Genomic DNA, 19,029 nt, shown 5'->3' on the forward strand with positions numbered 1-19,029 from the left:
GACGAATTGGCGTCAATACGTATCTGTCTGATACTGCTGGCCAAACACCCGGGAAGGGCGCCGGCAGGTGTTTCGCGGCGCGCCTGGGAGGCCCGGGCCTGCCACTTGTGGCTACCTACGGTAACCCTTTTCGTCCCGCGCGATCCGACAGCATGATCCCAAAATCCGCCAGCCACGACGGCCACACGGACGAGGGGTTGCACGCATCAGCGCTGCTCCGGCATCCGGTCGATATCGCGCACCCAGACCACCCGGGTGGTGTTGGCATTGCCGAGCACTTCGCCGCGGTAGACCAGCGAGACCTGCATGCGGCTGGCGCGCTCGTGGCGGATCAGCCCGTAGATCAGGAAATAGTGGGTGCGTACGTCGAGCGTGCTGGTGGCGGCGTTGGGGTCGGCCTGCGGCGCCAGCGTGCGCAATTGCGTTTGCAGGTCGCCAATGTTGTTGAAATAGGCGCGGTCGCGCTGGCGCACCACTTCGCGGGCGCGGTCCAGCGGCAGCTTGTCGATCACGGCGGCGAGCACTTCGGCCTCGGCGGTATTGGCATTGACGAGCGTGCGCTCGGGCAGCACGTCGACGAAGGGCGCCAGCGCGGCCACGATCTCCGGCGTGTAGCCCGGAATGGCGAGCAGGTCGTTGACGTCGTCGGGCGCGCGCAGCCCGCGCTGGCTGTCACTGCTGCCGCCGTTGCTGGCGCCGGCGGCGCTTACCAGGTAGCGGGCGGTCGGCTCGGCCAGCGAGGCGTTCAGGCCCAGCGTCTGCAGCAGGCGGCGATAGATCGCCAGGCTGGGGGCGTCGATGGTGGCGATCCGGCCTTGGGACTCGCTGGCGGTCCACAGCACGAGGTTGGATAGGTTGAAGCGGGCCTGCGCGTCGAGGATGCGGCCCGACAGGAAGGAGGTTTCGCCTTCCTGGTCGGTGCGCAGGCCGGCGCCGAGGAAGTCCGACAGGCGGGTCTCGGCGATCGGCACTGCCCAGGGCTCACCGAGCTGGTCCACGCTGGTGCGGCGCTGGTCGTCACGCAGGATCAGGCGGGCCCAGTCGACGGCCGCGCGCTCGATCCAGCTGGCCTGGGCCAGCAGGCGCTGGTTCTCGATGGAGCGGATCTGCACCTGCTGGCGCCAGAGCATGCCGGATACCACCACGACCGCCAGCGTGACCACCAGCAGGGCCGTGACCACGGCGGCGCCGCGCTGGCGGCGGCCGGCCGGCACAAGGGGAGCGATGCGCTTGCTCATAGGCCGGTCATGCAGATTTTCTGGAAGCGCCGCGGCGTGTCGCCGTCGCCCATGCGCGCCGTGAGGTTGAGCTCGATCGCACGCACCGCCGTGGTGGCTACGCCCAGGCTGGCGCTCACGCCGGAGGCGGCCACCGCGCTGGCGCTGGCGTTGCCGCTGAGCAGCGCGGCGGCGATGCGGCCGTTTTCGGCCTGCCAGCCACCGGGTTCGACCCAGACGCGCGCCGACAGGCTGTCGGCATCGCCGACCAGCGGCCGCGCCAGGTTTGCGCCGCCGCCAGCCTGGCGCAGCGTGATCATCGCGGCCTGCACCGCGCTGCGGTTGTCCGCCGGCGGGCTGGCAGCGCGCACCACGGTGTTGCCGTTGAGGCGATAGGCGATGACTTGCCACTGGCTGGGGCGGCCCTCGTCTCGGCGGTCGCGCACCATCAGCAACAGGCCGTTGCCGAGCTCTACCGGGCTGCCCTGCAGCAGGGTCGGGCTGGTCAGGTGCTCGCAGTCGGACTGGAACTGGCCGTATAGCAGCTTGAGCGTATTGAGGCGGTTGTCGTGGTCGGTCAGGCGCTCGCGGCCGCGCGTCATCGCGTCCAGGCCGCGCCAGGCGATCACGGCGATCACTGCCAGCAAGGTGATCGCCACCAGCATTTCCAGCAGTGTGAAGCCGCGCATGGCCACGGCCGGGCGCGGCCGCCCAAGGCACTTAAAGCGCTTAACGCGTTCAGAGCAGGTTGCGCGTTTCATTGGGAACGATGGTGACCAGCCAGGCCAGGCGCACGGATTTGTCGGCGCCGGACGGGTAGACCGCGATCTCGACGCGGCGGAAAGAGGGGTTGGGCGTGCCCGAGATGGTTTCTTCGCAGTACAGCTCCACACCGCCTTGCGGGCAGGCGTAGCCGCGCGTGCCGGGCTCGGGCCAGGTCTTGGACAGGCGCAGGGTGGCGAGGTGGTTCTCGGCGCTCCACTCGGCCAGCATGCGGGTCTGCAAGGCGGAGCCCGCCTCGATCATCGACCCCATCGCGCGCATGGCGGCGGTCAGCGCCACGGCCAGGATGGTCAGGGCGACCAGCACTTCGATCAGGGTGAAGCCGCGCACCGGCACGCGCCGGGAGGTACGCGCGCAGGGGGGGGATTTTGGGCGGCGCGTCATGGCGTGCTGGCGAAATAGCGGCCGGCGCCGTCGCTGGCCACATCGATGCGAATGCCGCCGCGCACCAGCACGACATGCTGGGGACCTTCGATCAGCTCGCGCCCGAACACCAGGCGCGCGCCGCCGTTGCCGCGCCCGCCTTCGGTGACGGCCACGCCGTCGAGCTGCAGGCGCCATTTGGTCGGCGCGAACACGTCCCCGGCGAGCGGGGCCCAGCCGGCCGGCGTGGCTTGCAGGAAACGCCAGCCGACCGTATCGGCCTCCCAGGCAATCGGCCGGGCGCGCAGCTGGGCTTCTTCCTGGGCGAGCTCGAACAGCCGCGCAATGCGCTGCCCGTCGTCGAGCACGCGGCCGCGCTCATTGGGCGCGGCATTGACGGCGACCAGCGAGATCACGATGCCGGCGATCACCATCACCACCAGCAGTTCCAGCAAGGTGAAGCCGCGGCCGCGACGGCCGTGAGCCCGGCCCTGCTGTGGCCAGGTGCTCATGGCTGCGCGCCTGGCCCGGATCATGGCAGTGGTTCCTTATTCCCAGTTGCCGATATCGGCGTCGTTGCCACTGCCGCCAGCCTGGCCGTCGGCGCCGAAGCTGAACACGTCGATCTCGCCGCGCACGCCCGGGTTCAGGTACTGGTACGGATGGCCCCAGGGATCCTTGGGCAGCTTTTCCAGATAGCCGCCACCCTTCCAGTTGTTGGGCACGGGCTCGGTGGTGGGCTTGGCCACCAGTGCCGCAAGGCCTTGCTCGGTGGTGGGATAGCGGCTGTTGTCCAGGCGGTACAGCTTGAGCGCCTGCATGATCGAGGAAATGTCCTGGCGCGCGGCGACGATGCGGGCTTCGTCGGGGCGGCTCATGATCTTCGGGACCACCAGCGCGGCCAGCACGCCGAGGATCACGATCACGACCATGATTTCGATCAGGGTAAAGCCGCGGACACGGCGGCGGCCGAGGCGGGGTGAAGAGTCGGGAAGGGTGGCAACGTTCCTGCGCATCATGGTTAGCCTTATGGAATATCTGGCGGAGCGCCTGCTTACATCCGCGTTGCATCCGCGTGGCGGCGATCCAGTGGTCAAACAGTATAACCGCCACTTCATGACGACTTTGCGAGCGAGTGCTTGCATGTTCACCCGCGGCAAAACGGCGCGGGATGCGCGCAACGCATCGTTTTGCCTTGGCGTGCCGATGCGTCGCGGGCCTGACGGAGGCAGACAGCTGTCATGCGGCTCTGGTAGGCTTGGTGTTTTGATGCCTACCAGCCCACTTCCGTGCAACTCTCCTTGCGGCCCGCCCTTCGCTTCAACCCCTCCAGCCTCTGGCTGCCGCGACTGGCCGCGCTCGTGCTGTTCGTTGCGCTATGCGCCCTGGCTACCCGCTGGGCGCTGACCTTCAGCGCGATGCAGACCATTGCCGTGCCGAACGCGGCCCGCGTGGCGCAGACCGAGGCGGTGGAGACCGGCGCGGCCGGCACGCTGTTTGGCGGCAACGCGCAGTCCGGCGTGCGCGATGTGCAGTTGATCGGGGTGGTAGCCGACATTGGAAGCGGTGCCGGGGCGGCCATTGTCTCGCTGGATGGCGGCCCGGCCAAGGCGGTGCGCGCGGGCACCGCGCTGTCCCCGCAGATCCGGCTGACGGAAGTCCGTGATCGTGGGGTTGTGATCGAGCGCAATGGCGTGCGCCAGGAAATCGCGCTGCCGGTCCCGGCCATCGTCACGCGCGGCCCCGCGGCGGCCCCGCAGCCGGCTTTGCCGGCAGGCGCGGCGGCGCCGCTATCCACGCCGATGCCGGTGCCCGCCACGCCCATCCCCGCACCGCCGCTGCAGTCCTTGCCGCAGCAGCCGTCCCAGGGCGGTAACGAACCTATCTCTGCTAAAGACTGATTTGTAACGGCGCTGCGCCAACTTGTTTACGTTACTTTCAGCGGCTTACGCCGGCGGTGCTTAACTGTGAGCCGCGTAACAACGTATTAGGCGGACCAACTTTCCAGCCTGGCGTGCGCTCTAATCCTTACCAGTCCACCGAGACGAAAAAGGAGCAAAGACATGCAAGGCAATCTCAAGGCACGTTCGATCCGGAATTTCATGGCCGCTTCGGCGGTGTTCCTGGCGATGGGCGGCGCAGCTTTCGCCCAGACCACTGCCCCCGCCGCGCCGGGCCCGGGACCTCAGGCGGGTATGCGCCACCATATGGAGCATGGCGGCGGCATGTGGTTCAAATCGATCGATACCGACGGCGATGGCACGATCTCCAAAGCGGAGGCCGACACGCTCTTCAACAAGATCGACACCAATCACGACGGCAAGCTCGACAAGAGCGAACTGGCTGCCTATCACAAGACGATGATGGAGCAGCGCCGTGCCGAGATGCGGGCCGAGCTCGATGCCCGCTTCAAGGCGGCCGACAAGAATGGCGACGGTGCGCTGACCAAGGCAGAGGTGCAAGCCGGGATGCCTCACCTGGCCAAGTACTTCGACCAGCTCGACACCAACCACGACGGCAAGCTGACGCTGGACGAGATCCACGCTGGCATGCAGAAGATGCACGAGCAGCGGATGCAGCGGATGCCCCGCGGTAGCCAGTCCAACCCGGCAGCGCCGTCGAGCAGCGGTGGCTGATTGAGGCAGGATCCACGGCGCGCCGCGCCGTGGGCAGATGAAAAGAAGCGCGACCGTTGCCGGCCGCGCTTTTTTTTGCTTCGTGGCTGGCGGCTCTGGCCAGTGTTGGCACCATCCTTGCCTTCCGAACGCTCGACCTGCCGGATCAGCGAATAGTCCACGCTCCTGAAGGCCGGAACGTCCGGGGCGATCCGGCCGCATTTGCCATGGCAGTCTCTGACGCCCTGTTCCTGTGCATGGGCCGTACGCCGCGGCGGCATCTTGCACCTGGAAGGCGATCGCGCAGGGCGAAAGGACGCCGGAAGAGACAGGTCGCCATAAAAAATTGCGTACTTGTGCACGGTTTGCTAAATTTGCGCAAAAAAATTGCCGACAAACATATTGCGGAGCAACAATATCGTGAGCAAGGTGGAGCTGGACAAGATCGACAGGAAGATCCTGGAGGTGCTGCAGACCAACGGGAGGCTGACCAACCTGGAAGTGGCCGAGCGCGTGAACCTGTCGCCCAGCCCGTGCCTGCGACGCATCCGCCGGCTGGAGGAGGTTGGCGTGATTCGCCAGTACGCGGCGCTGCTGGAACCCGGCCGGATCGGGCTGGGGCTGCTGGCCTATATCAACGTACGGCTCGAGAAGCACGGGGGCGCGCCCAAAGGCAAGGCGCCGCTGGACTTGTTCCGCGCTGCCATCGAGATCTGGCCGGAAGTGGCCGCCTGCCACGCCATGACCGGGGAGATGGACCTGCTGCTCAAGGTCTACGTGGAAGACATGGAGCATTTCGCACGCTTCATGAAGGACCACTTGCTGGCCCATCCCGCGGTCATCGACGTACGATCGAGCTTCGCCCTCGAATGCATCAAGGACACCACGGCCTTGCCGGTACCAGGAGGCTGAGAGCCTCGCGGTTATTGCCGGCACCAAAGAAAATGGCGCGCCGGGCGGGCGCGCCATCGGTACGATGCCGGCAGGCTTCGCTCAGGCGGTGTGCTTTTGCGGCACCATCGAGCGCCAGAAGCGCAGGCCGAAACGGCGCGCATCGCGCAAGTTGCGGCGCAGCATGTAGTCGAGGTCGGCAACCTGCTCGTCGAGCGCCTCGGTCAGGCGGCTGACGGTATCGGCAGGCGGCAGCTCAAGGTAGGCATCGGCCTCGCCGTAGGCATACTGCACCTTCATGCCGGCCTTTTTGGCAATGTGCATCATGGCGGCGTTGCGCGACAGGCAGTGCATGTACAGGGTGCGCACATTGCTGTTGCGGCCGTGCATGGCCGCACGCTCGAACAGCGCGCTGCCAATGCCGCGGCCACGTGCGCTCTGCGACACGGAGACGCCGAACTCGGCGACGCGGCCCTGCGTGTTGTCGCGCAGGTTGGCAAAGTGGCCCACGCCGATCAGTTCCAGGTGCTCGTCGTACACGCCGAACACGGTGTCGTGGTCGAAATCGATGCTGTCGACGTAGGCTTCGATCACATGATCGCCAACCGACTGGCCAAAACGGAGCAGGCGATCCTCCTCGCCCAGGGCGAGGAAATGCTTGAGCAGGCGCGAGCGATGATGCGCAGCCAGTTCGCGCACCAGGGTGGTGGGGCGATGCGAGGCTTGCGCTGCTGCGGCTGCACGGCGGAGATCTTCGTCGGATACGGCCCCGACGGCCTTGCTCAGTTCGAGCGGATTCACTTTGTTTTCCTTGCGACGTAATCAGGTATAAAAATAGCACTCAGCGGGTGTTCGTCCATGCACTTTCGACAAATTGGTCGGGCTACAAGGGCAAACACTATCTTGCTGCAATGCAAAAAGTATTGTAGTGGATTTGTCAGTTCCACGTAAGGTGAGCATCGCATCTACCTTGTTCGATTTTGTAAATTCCAACTAAATCTATATAAATCAATCAGTTGTGTGGTGCTTGAAGGGCGCTTTCCGCCCGATGGTGTGGGTTTGCTGCAACGCCGCATACCGGCTTTCGCCGGGCCGGGGCACGGGATTGGCCCTGCTTCGCGGTGGCACAGCCCCGGTTATTCACAGATGTAAGTGCTTTATGCGCATCTTTTTTGGCCTCGCGACTACTGTTGCGCAGCTGATTTCTCAGGATTTTTCGTGGACCCCAAGGCCGAGCCCCCGATTCTCGTTATCTACGCCCACCCCAGGCCGCAACTGTCGCGCGTCAATCGTCCGCTGGCGGCGGCACTGGAAAGCCTGCCCGGCGTGACCGTGCACGATCTCTACACCAGCTATACCGACTACGACATCGACGTGGTCGCCGAGCAGCGCGCGCTCGCGCGGGCCGGCACGCTGGTGCTGCAGTTCCCGGTGCAGTGGTACAGCATGCCGGCGCTGCTCAAGCTGTGGGTGGACGATGTGCTGGAGAGTGGCTGGGCTTACGGCCCCGGCGGTACGGCGCTGCGTGGCAAGTCCATGCTTGTGGTGGCCAGCACCGGTGGCCACGCCGACTCCTACGGGCCCGACGGCACGCATGGCCACAGCATCGAGGAATACATGCTGCCGCTTGAGCAGACCGCCGTGCTGTGCGGCATGAGCTGGCTGTCGCCACTGGTGCTGCACGATGCCAACCAGGCCGATGCCCAGGCGCTGGCCGACCATATCGGCCGGGTCACCGGTGTGCTGGGCGGCATTGCCGACGGCGCCCGTGGCGTTGCCTCCAACGCCGCCGCAAGCTGAGGAGCACGCCATGGAACAACACGATTTCCTGGTGGCCCTGGTGGTCTTCCTGGTTGCCGCGGTAGTGGCGGTGCCGGTGGCGCGCCGCTTTGGCCTGGGCGCGGTGCTCGGCTACCTGCTGGCCGGCGTGGCGATCGGCCCGTGGGCCCTGCGGCTGGTGACCAACGTCGAGTCCATCCTGCATTTTTCCGAGTTCGGCGTGGTGCTGATGATGTTCGTGATCGGCCTGGAGCTCGAGCCCAAGAAGCTGTGGGCGCTGCGCCGCGTGATCTTCGGCTATGGCGGCGCCCAGATGGCGGCCTGCGCGATCCTGCTCGGCGGCGTCGCTGCGCTGGTCGGGGCATCGTGGCAGGTCGCGCTGGTGGCGGGCCTGGGGCTGGCGCTGTCGTCCACCGCGATCGCGCTGGCCACGCTGACCGAGCGCAATCTCTTTGGCACGCCGGCGGGCGCCGCCAGCTTCGGCATCCTGCTCTTCCAGGACATCGCCGCGATCCCGATGATCGCGCTGTTGCCGCTGCTGGCTGCCGGTGGCGCAGACGCCGGCGCGTCCGGCGCGGGGGGCTGGCTCGGGGCGGCAAAGGCGGTCGGGGTGATCGGCGCCGTGGTGGTGGGCGGGCGCTATCTGGTCCGCCCCGCGCTGCGCTTTATCGCGCGCACCGACATGCGCGAGATGTTCACCGCCTTCGCGCTGCTGCTCGTGGTGGGCATCGCGCTGATGATGGACGCGGTGGGATTGTCGATGGCGCTGGGCACCTTCCTGGCTGGCGTGCTACTGGCGGACTCGGAGTACCGCCATGCGCTGGAAGCCGACCTTGAGCCCTTCAAGGGCCTGTTGCTGGGCTTGTTCTTCATGGCGGTAGGCATGTCGATCGACTTCGGCGTGCTGATGCGCGCGCCGGTGCAGGTGGCAGCCCTGGTGGTTGGCTTCGTGCTGCTCAAGACGCTGGTGCTGGCCCTGCTGGCGCCGCGCTTTGGCATTGCGCGCGGCCAGTGGTTATTGTTTGCGCTGCTGATTTCACAGGGCGGCGAGTTCGCCTTCGTGGTGTTTGGCGTGGCGGGCGGCGCCGGCTTGCTGCCGGCGCGCACCGAGGCGCTGCTGGTGCTGGTGGTGGCGCTGTCGATGGTGGCCACGCCGCTGCTCCTGCTGGCCTTCGACCGGCTGGTGGCGCCACGGCTGGCCCGCCTGGCGCGGCGCCCGGACGACGTGATCGCGCCGCAGGACAACCCCGTGCTGATCGCCGGCTTCGGCCGCTTTGGCCAGATCATCGGCCGCCTGCTCTATGCGCAAGGGATCGGCGTGACCGTGCTGGACCACGATCCCGACCAGATCGAGTTTCTGCGCCAGTACGACTTCAAGGTGTTCTACGGGGACGCCACGCGCATGGACCTGCTTGAATCCGCGGGCGCTGAGCGGGCCCGCATCCTGGTGGTGGCGATCGATGGCATGGAGGACAGCCTCGCGCTGATCGACAGCGTGCGAGCGCGTTTCCCGCACCTGCAGATCTACGCGCGGGCGCGCCATGTGTCGCACGTCTACCAGCTCAAGGACCGCGGCGTGCATTTGTTCGAGCGCGAAGTGTTCGAGGGCTCGCTGTTGCTGGGCCGTCGCGTGCTGGAGGGGCTGGGCTACGATCCCGTGCAGGCCCGCTCGGTCGCGCTGCGCTTTCGCCGGCATAACATCGCGGCGATCGAGCGCTTCTATCCGCATTACACGGACCAGAAGAAGCTGGTCTCGCTGGCGCGCCAGGCGCGCGACGAACTGGAGGAAATGTTCCGCCAGGACCGCGATCAGCGCCGCCAGCGGGAAGAGGAAGACTGGTCCTGAGGTGCCGCGCCGGCGCTGCAATGGCGCCGGCACTGCCTATGAATTTGTGTTACTCGACACCACGCAGCCGCGCTGCGGGTTCTGCGCGCGCACCGGGCAACCCGCCCGCCAGCAGGTCGATCACCATCTCGGCGAACTCCGCGTACGACAGCTTGCCGCCTGGCTTGAGCCAGGTGAAGGTCCAGTTGATCATGCCGAACACCGTCATCGTCAGCGCGGCCTGGTTGTCGCGGGTGACGCGCTCGGGATAGGCCCGGCGCAACTGGCGGGAGAAGGCGGCCACCACGTCGCGCTCGCGCTTGAGGATCTGGTCGCGCTGCTCCTCGGCGAGGAACTTGACGTCGTTGATCAGGGCGACATGCCGGGTCTGCGAGGTCTCGTACTCGGCCAGGAAGGCCCGGATCAGGTTGGAGAAGCTATCCAGCTCGCTGCGTCCCTGGCGTTCCGCCTCCGCCTCGACCTCGGTCACGATCAGCATCAGCCGGCGCGTGTAGCGGTCGAGCAGGTCGAACAGGATCGCCTCCTTGCTCTCGTAATAGTGGTACAGCCGGGCCTTGGAGGTGCCGCAGGCGGCAGCCAGGTCGGCCATCGAGGTGCTGGGGTAGCTGCTGGCGGCAAAGGCGGCGGCAGCCAGGTCCAGGATCTGCTCGCGCTGCGCCTCGAAATCGGGTGCCTTGGTACGGGCCATGGAGACCTTCGCCTTTTCTCTTTTTACTCGCCGCCGGCGGACAGGTTACGGCGCAACTCGCAGGTCTGCAGGGATTCGGCATTGCCGCGCAGCACCAGCTGGCCGGCGCCAATCAGCTCGCGGCAGCGCCAGAACACAAACCAGTCGCTGGCCAGCAGGCCTTCGATGGCGCCCATCACGCCGCCCACCACTTGCGCGGCCGGCGCCCATTCCAGCGGGGCGCGCTCCAGGATGACTTCGTCGACCGTGTGGTAGGCCGCTGGCACCAGCGTATTGCCCTTCCACAGGCGCACGTCGGCGTTTTCCTTGACGTTCTGCTGCCACTCATAGCCCAGGCGGCCCAGGCGCAGGACCGAGACCGGGGCGATGGTGGAGAAGCGCCGCGCCAGCCGGGCCGCGGGATACATGCCGATAGCGGCCAGGTTGCCGCGCGCGGGCGCTTCCAGCTCGCGCATGTCCATGGCCACTTCATTGATGCGCTGGGGCGACTGGTAGAGGTGAAACACCACCCGGCGCAGCATCAGCTGGTCGGAAGCGCTCTGGCCATGCCAGATGGCAACTTCCAGCTCGTCCTTGCGCAGGCCATGCAGCTGGTCGAGCGCTTGATGCATTTCGGCGGCGAAGTCGATGTCGCTGTGCGGCGCCACGCGCTGCCAGAAACCGGAGCGGATCAGCCCGCTGCTATCGACATCGGCCAGCGGCCCGACGGCGAGGTCGTCGCGAAGCACGACGACCGGGTCGGGCCTGGCGGCCTGGGCGAGGGCTTGCCGTAGCGTGTTGCCCGCTACGTCGCCATTGACGACATGGATGTATTGCATGGGCGTGATTGTATATGGATGCGACCTGCGTAAGGCACGAAACGCGGCGGCTGAGCCGCCACGCTCGGTACGCTGGCGATCCTTCGTCCCCGGGGAAGCGGCGTCCGACATACACAACGGAAATAGTCCGTGCCTTCGCGGTCTATATAAGTAGACCGTCCACCGTTTCGGGACGGTGGCGTCGGAGCGCTTCCGTGCGTGGAGCTTGATCCTGCACAAGGCGCCGCGCCGCGTAAACGTCAACCATGGCGTTTAGCCGCAACGCCTGTCTAAAGGAGGCAATCATGTCGTGCGCTCGCCTCGGGCGGGCCCGCGTCAAAGGTTTTCGGCGCTGGCTCGCTCGCTTCAGACGACGTCTGGCGCCATTGGCGCTAGCCGCGCTGGTGGCGTTCCAGCCACCACTTGCCGCCGCCAATGAGCTCAGCATGGTCCGGCAAGCATTCGCGCAACAAGTGTCCCGCCATCTCAGCCTCCCGGCGGCCGTCGCCGTGCGGTATGCCGGCTTGCTGGCGTCCGCGCTACAGGCAGACGGGCGGGAGGCCGATGCGGGTGACTGGGCTGTGCTGGTCGATCGCAACCCGCGCGTCCAGGCCGCCATGCTGTTCGCGCGGCCCGCCGACGATGCGCCCTGGCAGTGGGTGGGCGCCGCGCCCGTCTCGACAGGCAAGCCAGGCACTTTCGATCATTTCATCACCCCGACCGGTGTATTCAGCCACAGCATGGACAACATGGATTTCCGTGCCGAGGGTACCTACAACGAAAACGGCATCCGCGGCTACGGCGTCAGCGGGATGCGCATCTATGACTTCGGCTGGGTCGATGCCCAACGTGGCTGGGGCAAGGGCGGGGAGAGCCAGATGCGCTTGCAGATGCATGCCACCGATCCGGACCGGCTTGAGTCTCGGCTGGGCCACCCGGCTTCCAAGGGATGCGTGCGGATCCCCGCCACCCTGAATCGCCTCCTTGACCACTATGGTCTGCTGGATGCCGACTACCTGGCCGCTGCGCAGCGCGGTGACTCGCTTTGGGTCCTGGCGCCGGGCCGGGCGCCGGTGGCCCGGCCCGGGCGCTACCTCGTGATTGTGGACTCGGGCGCGCACGGAACGTCCGCGTCGCGCGGGGGCGAGTAGTATCGAATCCGGCGGAATGCGATGCCGCTTCCGCCACTATCCGTTGTTCTACTGGAGAAAATGGCAATGACGAATGCGGCTTATAAGAAGATTGTGGTGGCAGTGGATGGCAGTGCAACCTCCGACCTGGCGCTTGCCGAGGCAATCCGGATCGCGGGCACCGGGGGCGCGCAAGTCCTCGCCTTGTATGTCGTGGACAACGGCCAGCTTATGTTCGACGTTGCGTATTACGACCCAACGCCCGTGCAGCAAGCGCTGGCCGACAGCGGCGAACGCGCGCTGGCGGCTGCCGCGCAACGCCTGAGCGCGCAGGGCGTGCGCCATGAAACGCGGCTGGTCACCCAGCAGACCGTGGGGGGCGACATTGCCAGCGCGGTAAACGATGCCGCAGCTGAATGGGGCGCAGACCTCATCGTGATCGGCACCCACGGCCGGCGTGGCGTGCGCAGGCTGGTCCTGGGCAGCGTGGCCGAGTCCGTGATCCGGCAGGCCAGCGTGCCGGTGCTCCTGGTGCGCGGCCAGGCGGCGGAAGGCTGAGCCTTCAGCCTGCGAATCGGATGTGCCCGCTACGTAACAGGATTTCCCGCGCCTGGGTGAGTTCGAACAGGCCTTCGGCAATGCGTTCGATGCGCTGCCGGTGGCTGGTAAACGCCCGCACCAGATCCTCCTCGCGTGGGGAGCGGGCGCCGAAATGGGTCTCGAGCGCCTCGGCCGTGATCGAATACAAGGTGGGTTGCCCGTTGACAGTGGCGGGGCAGGAGAGGGTCAGGCTAGCCGCACAGTAGGTGGGGACGCTGCGGGGAAAGGAAATTTCGGGCATGGCGTGCCTCACACCGGTCACTGAGGAATGGAACCATTCTAGGAGATGGTTCCGATCCGCGATGAACGCAGAGTGCTGGGCTTTGACCGTCATCAACCCGGATAGGGCAAATGCGGGCCGTTGGGCCTGGGCTGGCCGCCGGCCAGCCGGTGCACGGCGGCCACGGCTGCGTGGGCGGTGTTGATCTGGGCCGAGGCGAAGCCGGCCTGTTCAACCAGAAACCGGTCCAGCGGTGCCGCGGAATCCGGCAGGAACCCGCTTGCAAGCGAAGTCACGCCTGCGCCGGGGTTGGCTGCCAGGTCGGACAGCCGTGCGGCGAGGCCTTGCAGGACGGCCTGCGTGGCCGGTTCCGGCTGGCTCTTGCCTGCTTGGGCCTCTAGCCCGGCGCGCACCAAGCCAGCCAGCGCTGCCATGCGCCGCAAGGCCAGGTGCAGCTGGGCGTACTCGCGGGCCAACTCTGGAGCGAGCTCTGCCACACCCTGCTGCAAGGTTTGATCCGCCCGGCTGGAGGTACGCCCGGCCGCCATGCGCAAGGCTTCCAGCCGTGTCTGCGTCGGCGCGGGCGAGCGGGTGGGCGAGGCAGTGAACGCGCTGGCGCCGGCAAATGCGGCCCGCAGGTACGTTGTGTTTGCCACCAGCGCGTCGAGGCTATGGCGATACACCCGCGACAGCTCGGCCCGCGGCGCCAGCACATAGTAGCTAGCCAGGGCGATCAGGCAGCCCAGCGCCGTGTCGATGCCTCGCAGTGCGGCAAAGTGGCTGCTGTCCGCCGCTGGAGCCCCGACCCACGAGAACAGGATCACTGCGGGCGTCAGGCACATTGCGAAGGCCTCGGGACTGCCGGCGAGCCGGCACGTATAGGCGGCAGCCAGGCAGGCCGCGCTGATTGCCAGGGCCAGCGGCGCCGGCGGGTGGGCCAGGCCGATGGCACAGGCCAGCAGCGCGCCGGCCAGGGAACCCGCGAAGCGCAGGAACGAGATCCTGCGCGTGGTTTGCAACTGGGGGCTAAGCACCATGATGACGGTGACCGCTACCCAGTATCCGTGATCGACTCTCCAGAACTGCGCCGGCATCAGGCTCAGGCCGCCAGCCAGCGCCAGCCGCACCGCATGGCGGGCCACGCGGGCATCGCGGGCGGTGTGCTCCGCAACCACGGCGCGCCAGCGTTGCCATGTCCGGCGCATGGCGCGCCGCGGCCAACGGTACTCGCGGCGCCAGTCGCCGAAGGCCGGATAGCGGGCCAGTGCGCTCAGCGCAGCCTGGTACAACGGCGGCGCCCCGGCATTGGCCAGCGGTGCATGCAGCCGGCGCAGTTCGCCGGCCAGCGCCGCGCATAGCGACGGCAAGTCAGGCGCGTGATGGGCCAGACCTTCGCAGACCTGCTCCCGGACATCGGTGACGCAGCGCAGCAAGTGGCGCAGCGGCAGGTGCTCCGCACTGCCCGTGTCACCGGCTTTGGGGCCCGCGTCATCGGCCCGGCTGCGCAGTTCGGCGGCAACGATCAACAGGGCGAACATGGCATCGGCCAGGCTCACCACATAGGCATAGTGCATCAGCCCAAGCGGGTCCCGCAGGCTGCGCCGCATGTTGATCGCCTGATGCGCAGCCTCGATACGCTCGCGGATGTCGCGCTTGGTGGCCGTCGCATCGCCCACGGGCGCATCGGCCGCCAGATCGGAGGCAAAACGCAGCAACGCATCGAACACCGCCAGTATCTCGGCGCGCGGCCGCGTGTCGCGCGCGGATCGGATGAGGGCCAGGCTGACGACGCAGGCGAAGATGCCGCCGAGCAGGAATTCCTGGCTGCGGGCCAACACACGCATGGCCAGTTCGGCCTCGCCCGCTGGTTGCAGGCAGGAGGCGATCAGCACCACATAGAGCAGCTTGGCCGACAGCGCGGGCACGGGGCCGCGGGTCTCGGCCAGCCCGGCGGCCAGCCCGGCGAAAAGCACCACGGCGAGCGCCGTCCATGGCGTCACCGCTGCAGCGGTGCCCAGGGCACATGCGGCGGCACCGCCAATGCCGACGGAGCCCAGTGCCGCCAGCCGTTCGGCGGCGGTGCCGCGGCGGTCGGCCAGGCAGGTCCAGATCGAAGCCGTTGCCGCCCACAGATAGCCCGCTTCCCCGGTGAGCCATCCCGTGCCGGCCAGGACCAGGAACGAGAAGGCGTAGACCAGGCCTCTTTGCAACATCGAGGCATCGGGGCGGGGCAGGCGCAGCGCGGAGATCATGTCGGCAAGAAGGGTGGGCGCTGCGAGGCGGAGATTCGCCCTGCCAGGCGCAAGAGACAGGTTGACTCTACGGGATCGAATGTTGCGTCGCAACATTTTGCGCGAAATTCGAGGTTTCACCCCGGAGCGGTGCGGCCTGGCCTTCTCATGGTGCAGCGGCTGAGCTTCTTTGGTGCGCTGGGCAGGATCGGCTGCGGCCGATGCCGTGAGCCGCCACAGCAATGGCAAACCATGGCGATTGGCAAAACGCGGGCAAAAAAAACCCGCGCAGTTTCGTGCGCGGGCTGGAATCCACCGAGGTGGTGGAGGAGACAGACTCCACTATATATGATTTGTTGCGTCGCACCAAGCGGCATGTAGGCCAAGCGTGTCTGGCTTCACAAACATGTTGTATGTGAGCAACAAAGTAGCGGCTTAATACATCGAAAGCTCGTCTTCTATCATCTTTCGCCCTGTTTTCGTCGAGTGTTTGTCGGCAATTCGTCGGTTTTATCGCGGCACGGCGTGCCAGTTTCAGCGGAAGAACAGGTAGGCGATGCCGATCGCGGCGCACAATCCCACAAGATCGGCGAACAAGGCACAGGCAAGCGCGTGCCGTGTGTTGCGGATGTTGACGCTGCCGAAGTACACGGCAAGCACATAGAAGGTGGTTTCGGTCGAGCCCTGGATGATCGCGGCGAGCTTACCCTGGAAGGAGTCGACGCCATAGGTGCTCATGACGTCGATCATCAGCCCGCGGGCGCCCGCGCCAGACAGGATTTTCATCAACCCGACCGGCAGCGCGGGGACGAAGGCGGTGTCCAGGCCCAGCCAAGCAAAAGCGGCGCTCAGGCCCCGCATCAGGACATCCATGCAGCCGGTCACCCGAAACAGCCCGATCGCCACCAGGATTGCCACTAGATAGGGGATGATCTGCACAGCGACGCCGAAGCCTTCCTTGGCGCCGTCGATGAAGGCCTCGTAGACGTTTATGCCGCGTACGGCGCCGCAAATCAGGAAGACCACGATCAACGTCAGGATGAAGCCGCTGCCAGCCAGGGCGGTGGCGGTGCTCACCTGTTCCGGGGGCGCGTGCCGCAGCCAGAGGAAGACTCCGCCGACAGCCGCCGCCAGCAGCCCGAAGGCGGCCAGCACGGCTGGCTTGAGCACGTTGAGCCGCTGCGCCCAAGCCACTGCCAGCAAGCCGGCAACGCAGGACACGCAGGTGGCAAGCAGGGTCGGAAGGAAGATATCTGCGGCATTGAACCCGACCAGGCCTTGCTTGACCGCGATCGCTTGCCGCATGGCGATCACCGAAGTCGGGATCAGCGTCAAGCCAGCCGTGTTCAGCACGATGAACATGATCTGCGCGTTGCTGGCTGTGTCAGCGCGCGGATTGAGCGACTGCAGCTCCCGCATGGCATTGAGGCCGAGCGGCGTCGCCGCATTGTCGAGCCCCAGCATATTGGCCGACACATTCATCATCATCGCGCCCTGGGCCGGGTGGCCCTGCGGAACGCCGGGGAAGAAGTGGCGCAAAAGCGGATTGACCGCCCGCGCAAAGACGTCGACTACGCCGGCGCGTTCGCCAATGCGCATGATGCCCAGCCACAAGCTCATGACGCCCGCCAGGCCAAGCGAAATCTCGAACGCGGTGCGTGCGTTGTCGAACAGGCTCGCGAGCATCGCCGGAAACACCGCGGTATCGCCTGTCGCCACACGAATGCAGGCGACGATGAAGGCGAGCAGGAAGAAGGAGAGCCAGACCAGGTTAAGAGCCATCGGCGAATCGCGGGCGGGGTTTGGGAGAGGCTACGCATCATAGCCTGCCGGACCCGTGCCCACGGCACATGGGCGGCGCGTTGTGCCAGGGCGCGGCGCGCCCTGATGTGAGCCTTGGCATTGGCAATGTGTGTTGCGCAAAAACCGTAGTGCGCCGGTATACAATGCGGACAATGCCGCCGCGGTCGCATTGTCCCTCAGCCTTCCGGGCCAGCGCCGCGGTCCCTGATCCCTTTGACACTCGTTCGCGATGGCTCGCCCGTGCGCCACACCCGAGGACAGTGTCTCGCCGACCCAAGCCAGAATCTATGTCCGACGCCCATGGTACCGAACACGCACTTCCTGGTTCGGATTCCGCCGGCGCCAGTCTTGGCGCCCAGCACTCCCCATTGTTTGCCCTGGTGACCGATACGTTGCGTGAGCGCATCCTCGGCGGGCAGTACAACCAAGGCGAGCGCCTGGTCGAGAACAAGCTTTCCACTGAACTTGGCGTGTCGCGCATCCCCGTGCGGGAAGCGCTGCGCGCGCTTGCCGCCGAAGGCCTGGTGCGCATCGAGCCCCGGCGGGGCGCCTCGGTGGCGACGCTGTCGCCGAACATCGCCAAGGAAATGGTTGAAGTGCGGGCCACCCTGGAGGGGCTTAACGCCAAGCTGGCTGCCCAGCGCCGTGATCCTGCCCTGATCGCCGAACTCAGCGAAGTGCTGCGCCAGGGCACCGAGGCCGCCGCGAGCGGACGCTCGGAGCGTTTCATCGAATTGAACACCCGCTTCCATGAGGTGCTGGGCAATATCGCGGCCAATAGCGTGCTGCAGGATATGGTGCGTACGCTCAGGGAGCGCACAGGCCTGCTGTTCGCACCGGCCAACGTGACGCGTGCCCGGCAGAACTGGGAAGAGCATGCGCAGATCCTGCAGGCCGTCATCGCCGGCGATGCGGATCTGGCGGCGCTGTTGGCGACGCGGCACGTCTATAGCGCCGCCAAGGCAGCCGAAGATGTGGCCGAGGCCGCCGCCACAGGTTCCTGAGCGCTGGTAGATAGTATTCGATATACGGAAGAGATCCCGCACCAGGTCAAGTCAGCACCCGCCGCCACCAGGGCGCTGCTTTTCGTTGATTTCATTGGTATTTCTGGGCGTTCCGGCGGCAACCCAATGCCCCGGAATGGGGCGTTTGCAAGCCTCAGCATGACGCAGTGCACCAAAAATCGGTATACTGTCAATCCTGATGAACCACAATAGGGATTGACCATGGACTACCCGACGCCCGCCTATTTCCGGCAGTCGGTTGGCGAGCAACTGCTGGCCCACTATGCCGAGCGCAACGCTGTGCGCCATCGCACCCCGCTCCTGCCTATCCGCTGGCCAAGCCTGCGTCCCTTGTTCCGCCGCCAGTGCGTGCGCGACCAAAAGGCGGTTTGAGCGCACCGCCTAAGATAGCGCGGCCCCGCGCGCCGCCAGCAGGGCGCGCAATATGGAACGGTGGCATCTTTCCTCGTGTTCGCAATAACAGCCAATCGAGAAGTTCGTTTGCTGTGACATCGCGGCCAGCAGATCCAATGTCCTGCTGGCTTCCGGGCGCGCCATTTCCGCACGAAAATGCCGCTCGAATGCCCGCCATGCCTTTTCATCCCCTCCGCTCTGTATGTCCAAGGCTTGTGCAACCAGTTCGGCGGAGGGCGACAGGTTCGGAAACCACACATCGTAGTAGTCCCGCTTGGCGAACTCGGCTTTCGGCACGCCCCGGGGCGGCCTGCGTACGGTGCCGATGCGGATTCCCTCGTCGGGCTGTCGGGGCGAGCCGAGCTTCACGATGCGAATGGTCATGCAAGTTCCTCCTTCTATATAGAGTGCCCCGCGGGTGTAGCGGACTTCGTCGTGTGCCGCCCGGGCCTGTCCTGCGGCCATAGTTTGCCGCAGCCAGGTGGCCGCCGGCTAGCGCCGTGGCTCGGCGATGCCAACGGGCCTTCATTAGTCTTTTGCAGCACTTTTCTGTTGGTGCCAGAATCATTTCAGAAAACGCTTGCCAAGGCCGAGGGGGTCCCCTATGATTCGCCCCCTCGCAACACGAAACACCGCTGCAAAGCAGAC

21 protein-coding genes are annotated in these 19,029 nt (G+C 66.3%); 9 read left to right on the forward strand and 12 right to left on the reverse strand.

What is annotated here, in order from left to right:
• Positions 1 to 206: 206 nt before the first annotated feature.
• Genes gspK through gspG form a run of 5 tightly spaced genes read right to left on the reverse strand, consistent with a single transcriptional unit; the run spans position 207 to position 3,379 of the window.
• Positions 207 to 1,238 carry a type II secretion system minor pseudopilin GspK gene (gene gspK / locus AC1RQK_RS23980; RefSeq protein ID WP_492375229.1) on the reverse strand — a complete coding sequence of 344 codons (1,032 nt, stop codon included), beginning with the start codon at positions 1,236 to 1,238 and terminating at the stop codon, positions 207 to 209.
• On the reverse strand, positions 1,235 to 1,906 hold the full coding sequence (locus AC1RQK_RS23985) for a PulJ/GspJ family protein (RefSeq protein ID WP_492375228.1): 672 nt from the start codon (positions 1,904 to 1,906) through the stop codon (positions 1,235 to 1,237). Before AC1RQK_RS23985 ends, gspK begins: the two co-directional genes overlap by 4 nt.
• A gap of 49 nt (positions 1,907 to 1,955) precedes the next feature.
• Positions 1,956 to 2,384, reverse strand: a complete 429-nt coding sequence (gene gspI / locus AC1RQK_RS23990; RefSeq protein ID WP_174428489.1) for a type II secretion system minor pseudopilin GspI — start codon at positions 2,382 to 2,384, stop codon at positions 1,956 to 1,958.
• Positions 2,381 to 2,875: a GspH/FimT family pseudopilin gene (locus AC1RQK_RS23995; protein ID WP_492811541.1), complete on the reverse strand. Its 495-nt coding sequence runs from the start codon at positions 2,873 to 2,875 to the stop codon at positions 2,381 to 2,383. Before AC1RQK_RS23995 ends, gspI begins: the two co-directional genes overlap by 4 nt.
• A gap of 36 nt (positions 2,876 to 2,911) precedes the next feature.
• Positions 2,912 to 3,379, reverse strand: a complete 468-nt coding sequence (gene gspG, locus AC1RQK_RS24000) for a type II secretion system major pseudopilin GspG (protein WP_441637549.1) — start codon at positions 3,377 to 3,379, stop codon at positions 2,912 to 2,914.
• A gap of 273 nt (positions 3,380 to 3,652) precedes the next feature.
• Between gspG and AC1RQK_RS24005 the strand changes: the two genes are divergently transcribed.
• From AC1RQK_RS24005 to AC1RQK_RS24015, 3 genes are all read left to right on the forward strand, one after another.
• Entirely contained in the window at positions 3,653 to 4,264 is a 612-nt protein-coding gene (locus AC1RQK_RS24005; protein ID WP_492375225.1) for a type II secretion system protein N, read from the forward strand.
• 162 nt (positions 4,265 to 4,426) lie between these two features.
• A complete protein-coding gene (locus tag AC1RQK_RS24010) occupies positions 4,427 to 4,999 on the forward strand; it encodes an EF-hand domain-containing protein (RefSeq protein ID WP_492811543.1) in 573 nt (190 codons plus the stop codon).
• Positions 5,000 to 5,398: 399 nt separating this feature from the next.
• Entirely contained in the window at positions 5,399 to 5,890 is a 492-nt protein-coding gene (locus AC1RQK_RS24015) for an Lrp/AsnC family transcriptional regulator (RefSeq protein WP_043352404.1), read from the forward strand.
• Positions 5,891 to 5,971: 81 nt separating this feature from the next.
• On the opposite strand, the gene AC1RQK_RS24020 is transcribed toward AC1RQK_RS24015, so the two are convergent.
• A complete protein-coding gene (locus tag AC1RQK_RS24020) occupies positions 5,972 to 6,670 on the reverse strand; it encodes a GNAT family N-acetyltransferase (RefSeq protein WP_441637517.1) in 699 nt (232 codons plus the stop codon).
• A gap of 417 nt (positions 6,671 to 7,087) precedes the next feature.
• Between AC1RQK_RS24020 and kefF the strand changes: the two genes are divergently transcribed.
• Both kefF and kefC read left to right on the forward strand, forming a co-directional pair.
• Positions 7,088 to 7,669, forward strand: a complete 582-nt coding sequence (gene kefF / locus AC1RQK_RS24025; protein WP_492375223.1) for a glutathione-regulated potassium-efflux system oxidoreductase KefF — start codon at positions 7,088 to 7,090, stop codon at positions 7,667 to 7,669.
• 10 nt (positions 7,670 to 7,679) lie between these two features.
• The gene (kefC, locus tag AC1RQK_RS24030; RefSeq protein ID WP_492375222.1) at positions 7,680 to 9,494 is read left to right on the forward strand and encodes a glutathione-regulated potassium-efflux system protein KefC; all 1,815 of its coding nucleotides are present in this window, start codon (positions 7,680 to 7,682) and stop codon (positions 9,492 to 9,494) included.
• 49 nt (positions 9,495 to 9,543) lie between these two features.
• Here the strand turns inward: kefC and AC1RQK_RS24035 are convergent, their stop codons facing one another.
• The gene (locus tag AC1RQK_RS24035) at positions 9,544 to 10,182 is read right to left on the reverse strand and encodes a TetR/AcrR family transcriptional regulator (protein ID WP_043350405.1); all 639 of its coding nucleotides are present in this window, start codon (positions 10,180 to 10,182) and stop codon (positions 9,544 to 9,546) included.
• Positions 10,183 to 10,205: 23 nt separating this feature from the next.
• On the reverse strand, positions 10,206 to 11,000 hold the full coding sequence (locus AC1RQK_RS24040; RefSeq protein WP_492375221.1) for a DUF1835 domain-containing protein: 795 nt from the start codon (positions 10,998 to 11,000) through the stop codon (positions 10,206 to 10,208).
• 284 nt (positions 11,001 to 11,284) lie between these two features.
• Here AC1RQK_RS24040 and AC1RQK_RS24045 point away from each other — a divergent pair, with 284 nt between their 5' ends.
• Both AC1RQK_RS24045 and AC1RQK_RS24050 read left to right on the forward strand, forming a co-directional pair.
• Positions 11,285 to 12,130, forward strand: a complete 846-nt coding sequence (locus tag AC1RQK_RS24045) for a L,D-transpeptidase (RefSeq protein ID WP_492375220.1) — start codon at positions 11,285 to 11,287, stop codon at positions 12,128 to 12,130.
• 66 nt (positions 12,131 to 12,196) lie between these two features.
• Positions 12,197 to 12,667 (forward strand): universal stress protein, encoded by a 471-nt coding sequence (locus tag AC1RQK_RS24050; protein ID WP_492375219.1) that lies wholly within the window; start codon positions 12,197 to 12,199, stop codon positions 12,665 to 12,667.
• Positions 12,668 to 12,671: 4 nt separating this feature from the next.
• Here AC1RQK_RS24050 and AC1RQK_RS24055 read toward each other — a convergent pair whose 3' ends face one another.
• From AC1RQK_RS24055 to AC1RQK_RS24065, 3 genes are all read right to left on the reverse strand, one after another.
• Complete coding sequence (locus AC1RQK_RS24055; protein WP_183032748.1) at positions 12,672 to 12,950, reverse strand: DUF1488 family protein; 279 nt, start codon at positions 12,948 to 12,950, stop codon at positions 12,672 to 12,674.
• Positions 12,951 to 13,042: 92 nt separating this feature from the next.
• On the reverse strand, positions 13,043 to 15,181 hold the full coding sequence (locus tag AC1RQK_RS24060; RefSeq protein ID WP_492811548.1) for an FUSC family protein: 2,139 nt from the start codon (positions 15,179 to 15,181) through the stop codon (positions 13,043 to 13,045).
• Between the two features lie 513 nt (positions 15,182 to 15,694).
• The gene (locus tag AC1RQK_RS24065) at positions 15,695 to 16,942 is read right to left on the reverse strand and encodes a nucleoside recognition domain-containing protein (protein ID WP_492375217.1); all 1,248 of its coding nucleotides are present in this window, start codon (positions 16,940 to 16,942) and stop codon (positions 15,695 to 15,697) included.
• A 308-nt stretch (positions 16,943 to 17,250) separates the two neighbouring features.
• Between AC1RQK_RS24065 and AC1RQK_RS24070 the strand changes: the two genes are divergently transcribed.
• Positions 17,251 to 17,967, forward strand: coding sequence for a GntR family transcriptional regulator (locus AC1RQK_RS24070; protein WP_492375216.1), 717 nt, complete (start codon positions 17,251 to 17,253; stop codon positions 17,965 to 17,967).
• A gap of 222 nt (positions 17,968 to 18,189) precedes the next feature.
• Positions 18,190 to 18,360, forward strand: coding sequence for a hypothetical protein (locus AC1RQK_RS24075; protein WP_492375215.1), 171 nt, complete (start codon positions 18,190 to 18,192; stop codon positions 18,358 to 18,360).
• A 9-nt stretch (positions 18,361 to 18,369) separates the two neighbouring features.
• Here AC1RQK_RS24075 and AC1RQK_RS24080 read toward each other — a convergent pair whose 3' ends face one another.
• The gene (locus AC1RQK_RS24080) at positions 18,370 to 18,765 is read right to left on the reverse strand and encodes a DUF488 domain-containing protein (protein ID WP_492375214.1); all 396 of its coding nucleotides are present in this window, start codon (positions 18,763 to 18,765) and stop codon (positions 18,370 to 18,372) included.
• Between the last annotated feature and the right edge of the window lie 264 nt (positions 18,766 to 19,029).

Source organism: Cupriavidus sp. GW822-FHT02D05 (assembly GCF_058802485.1).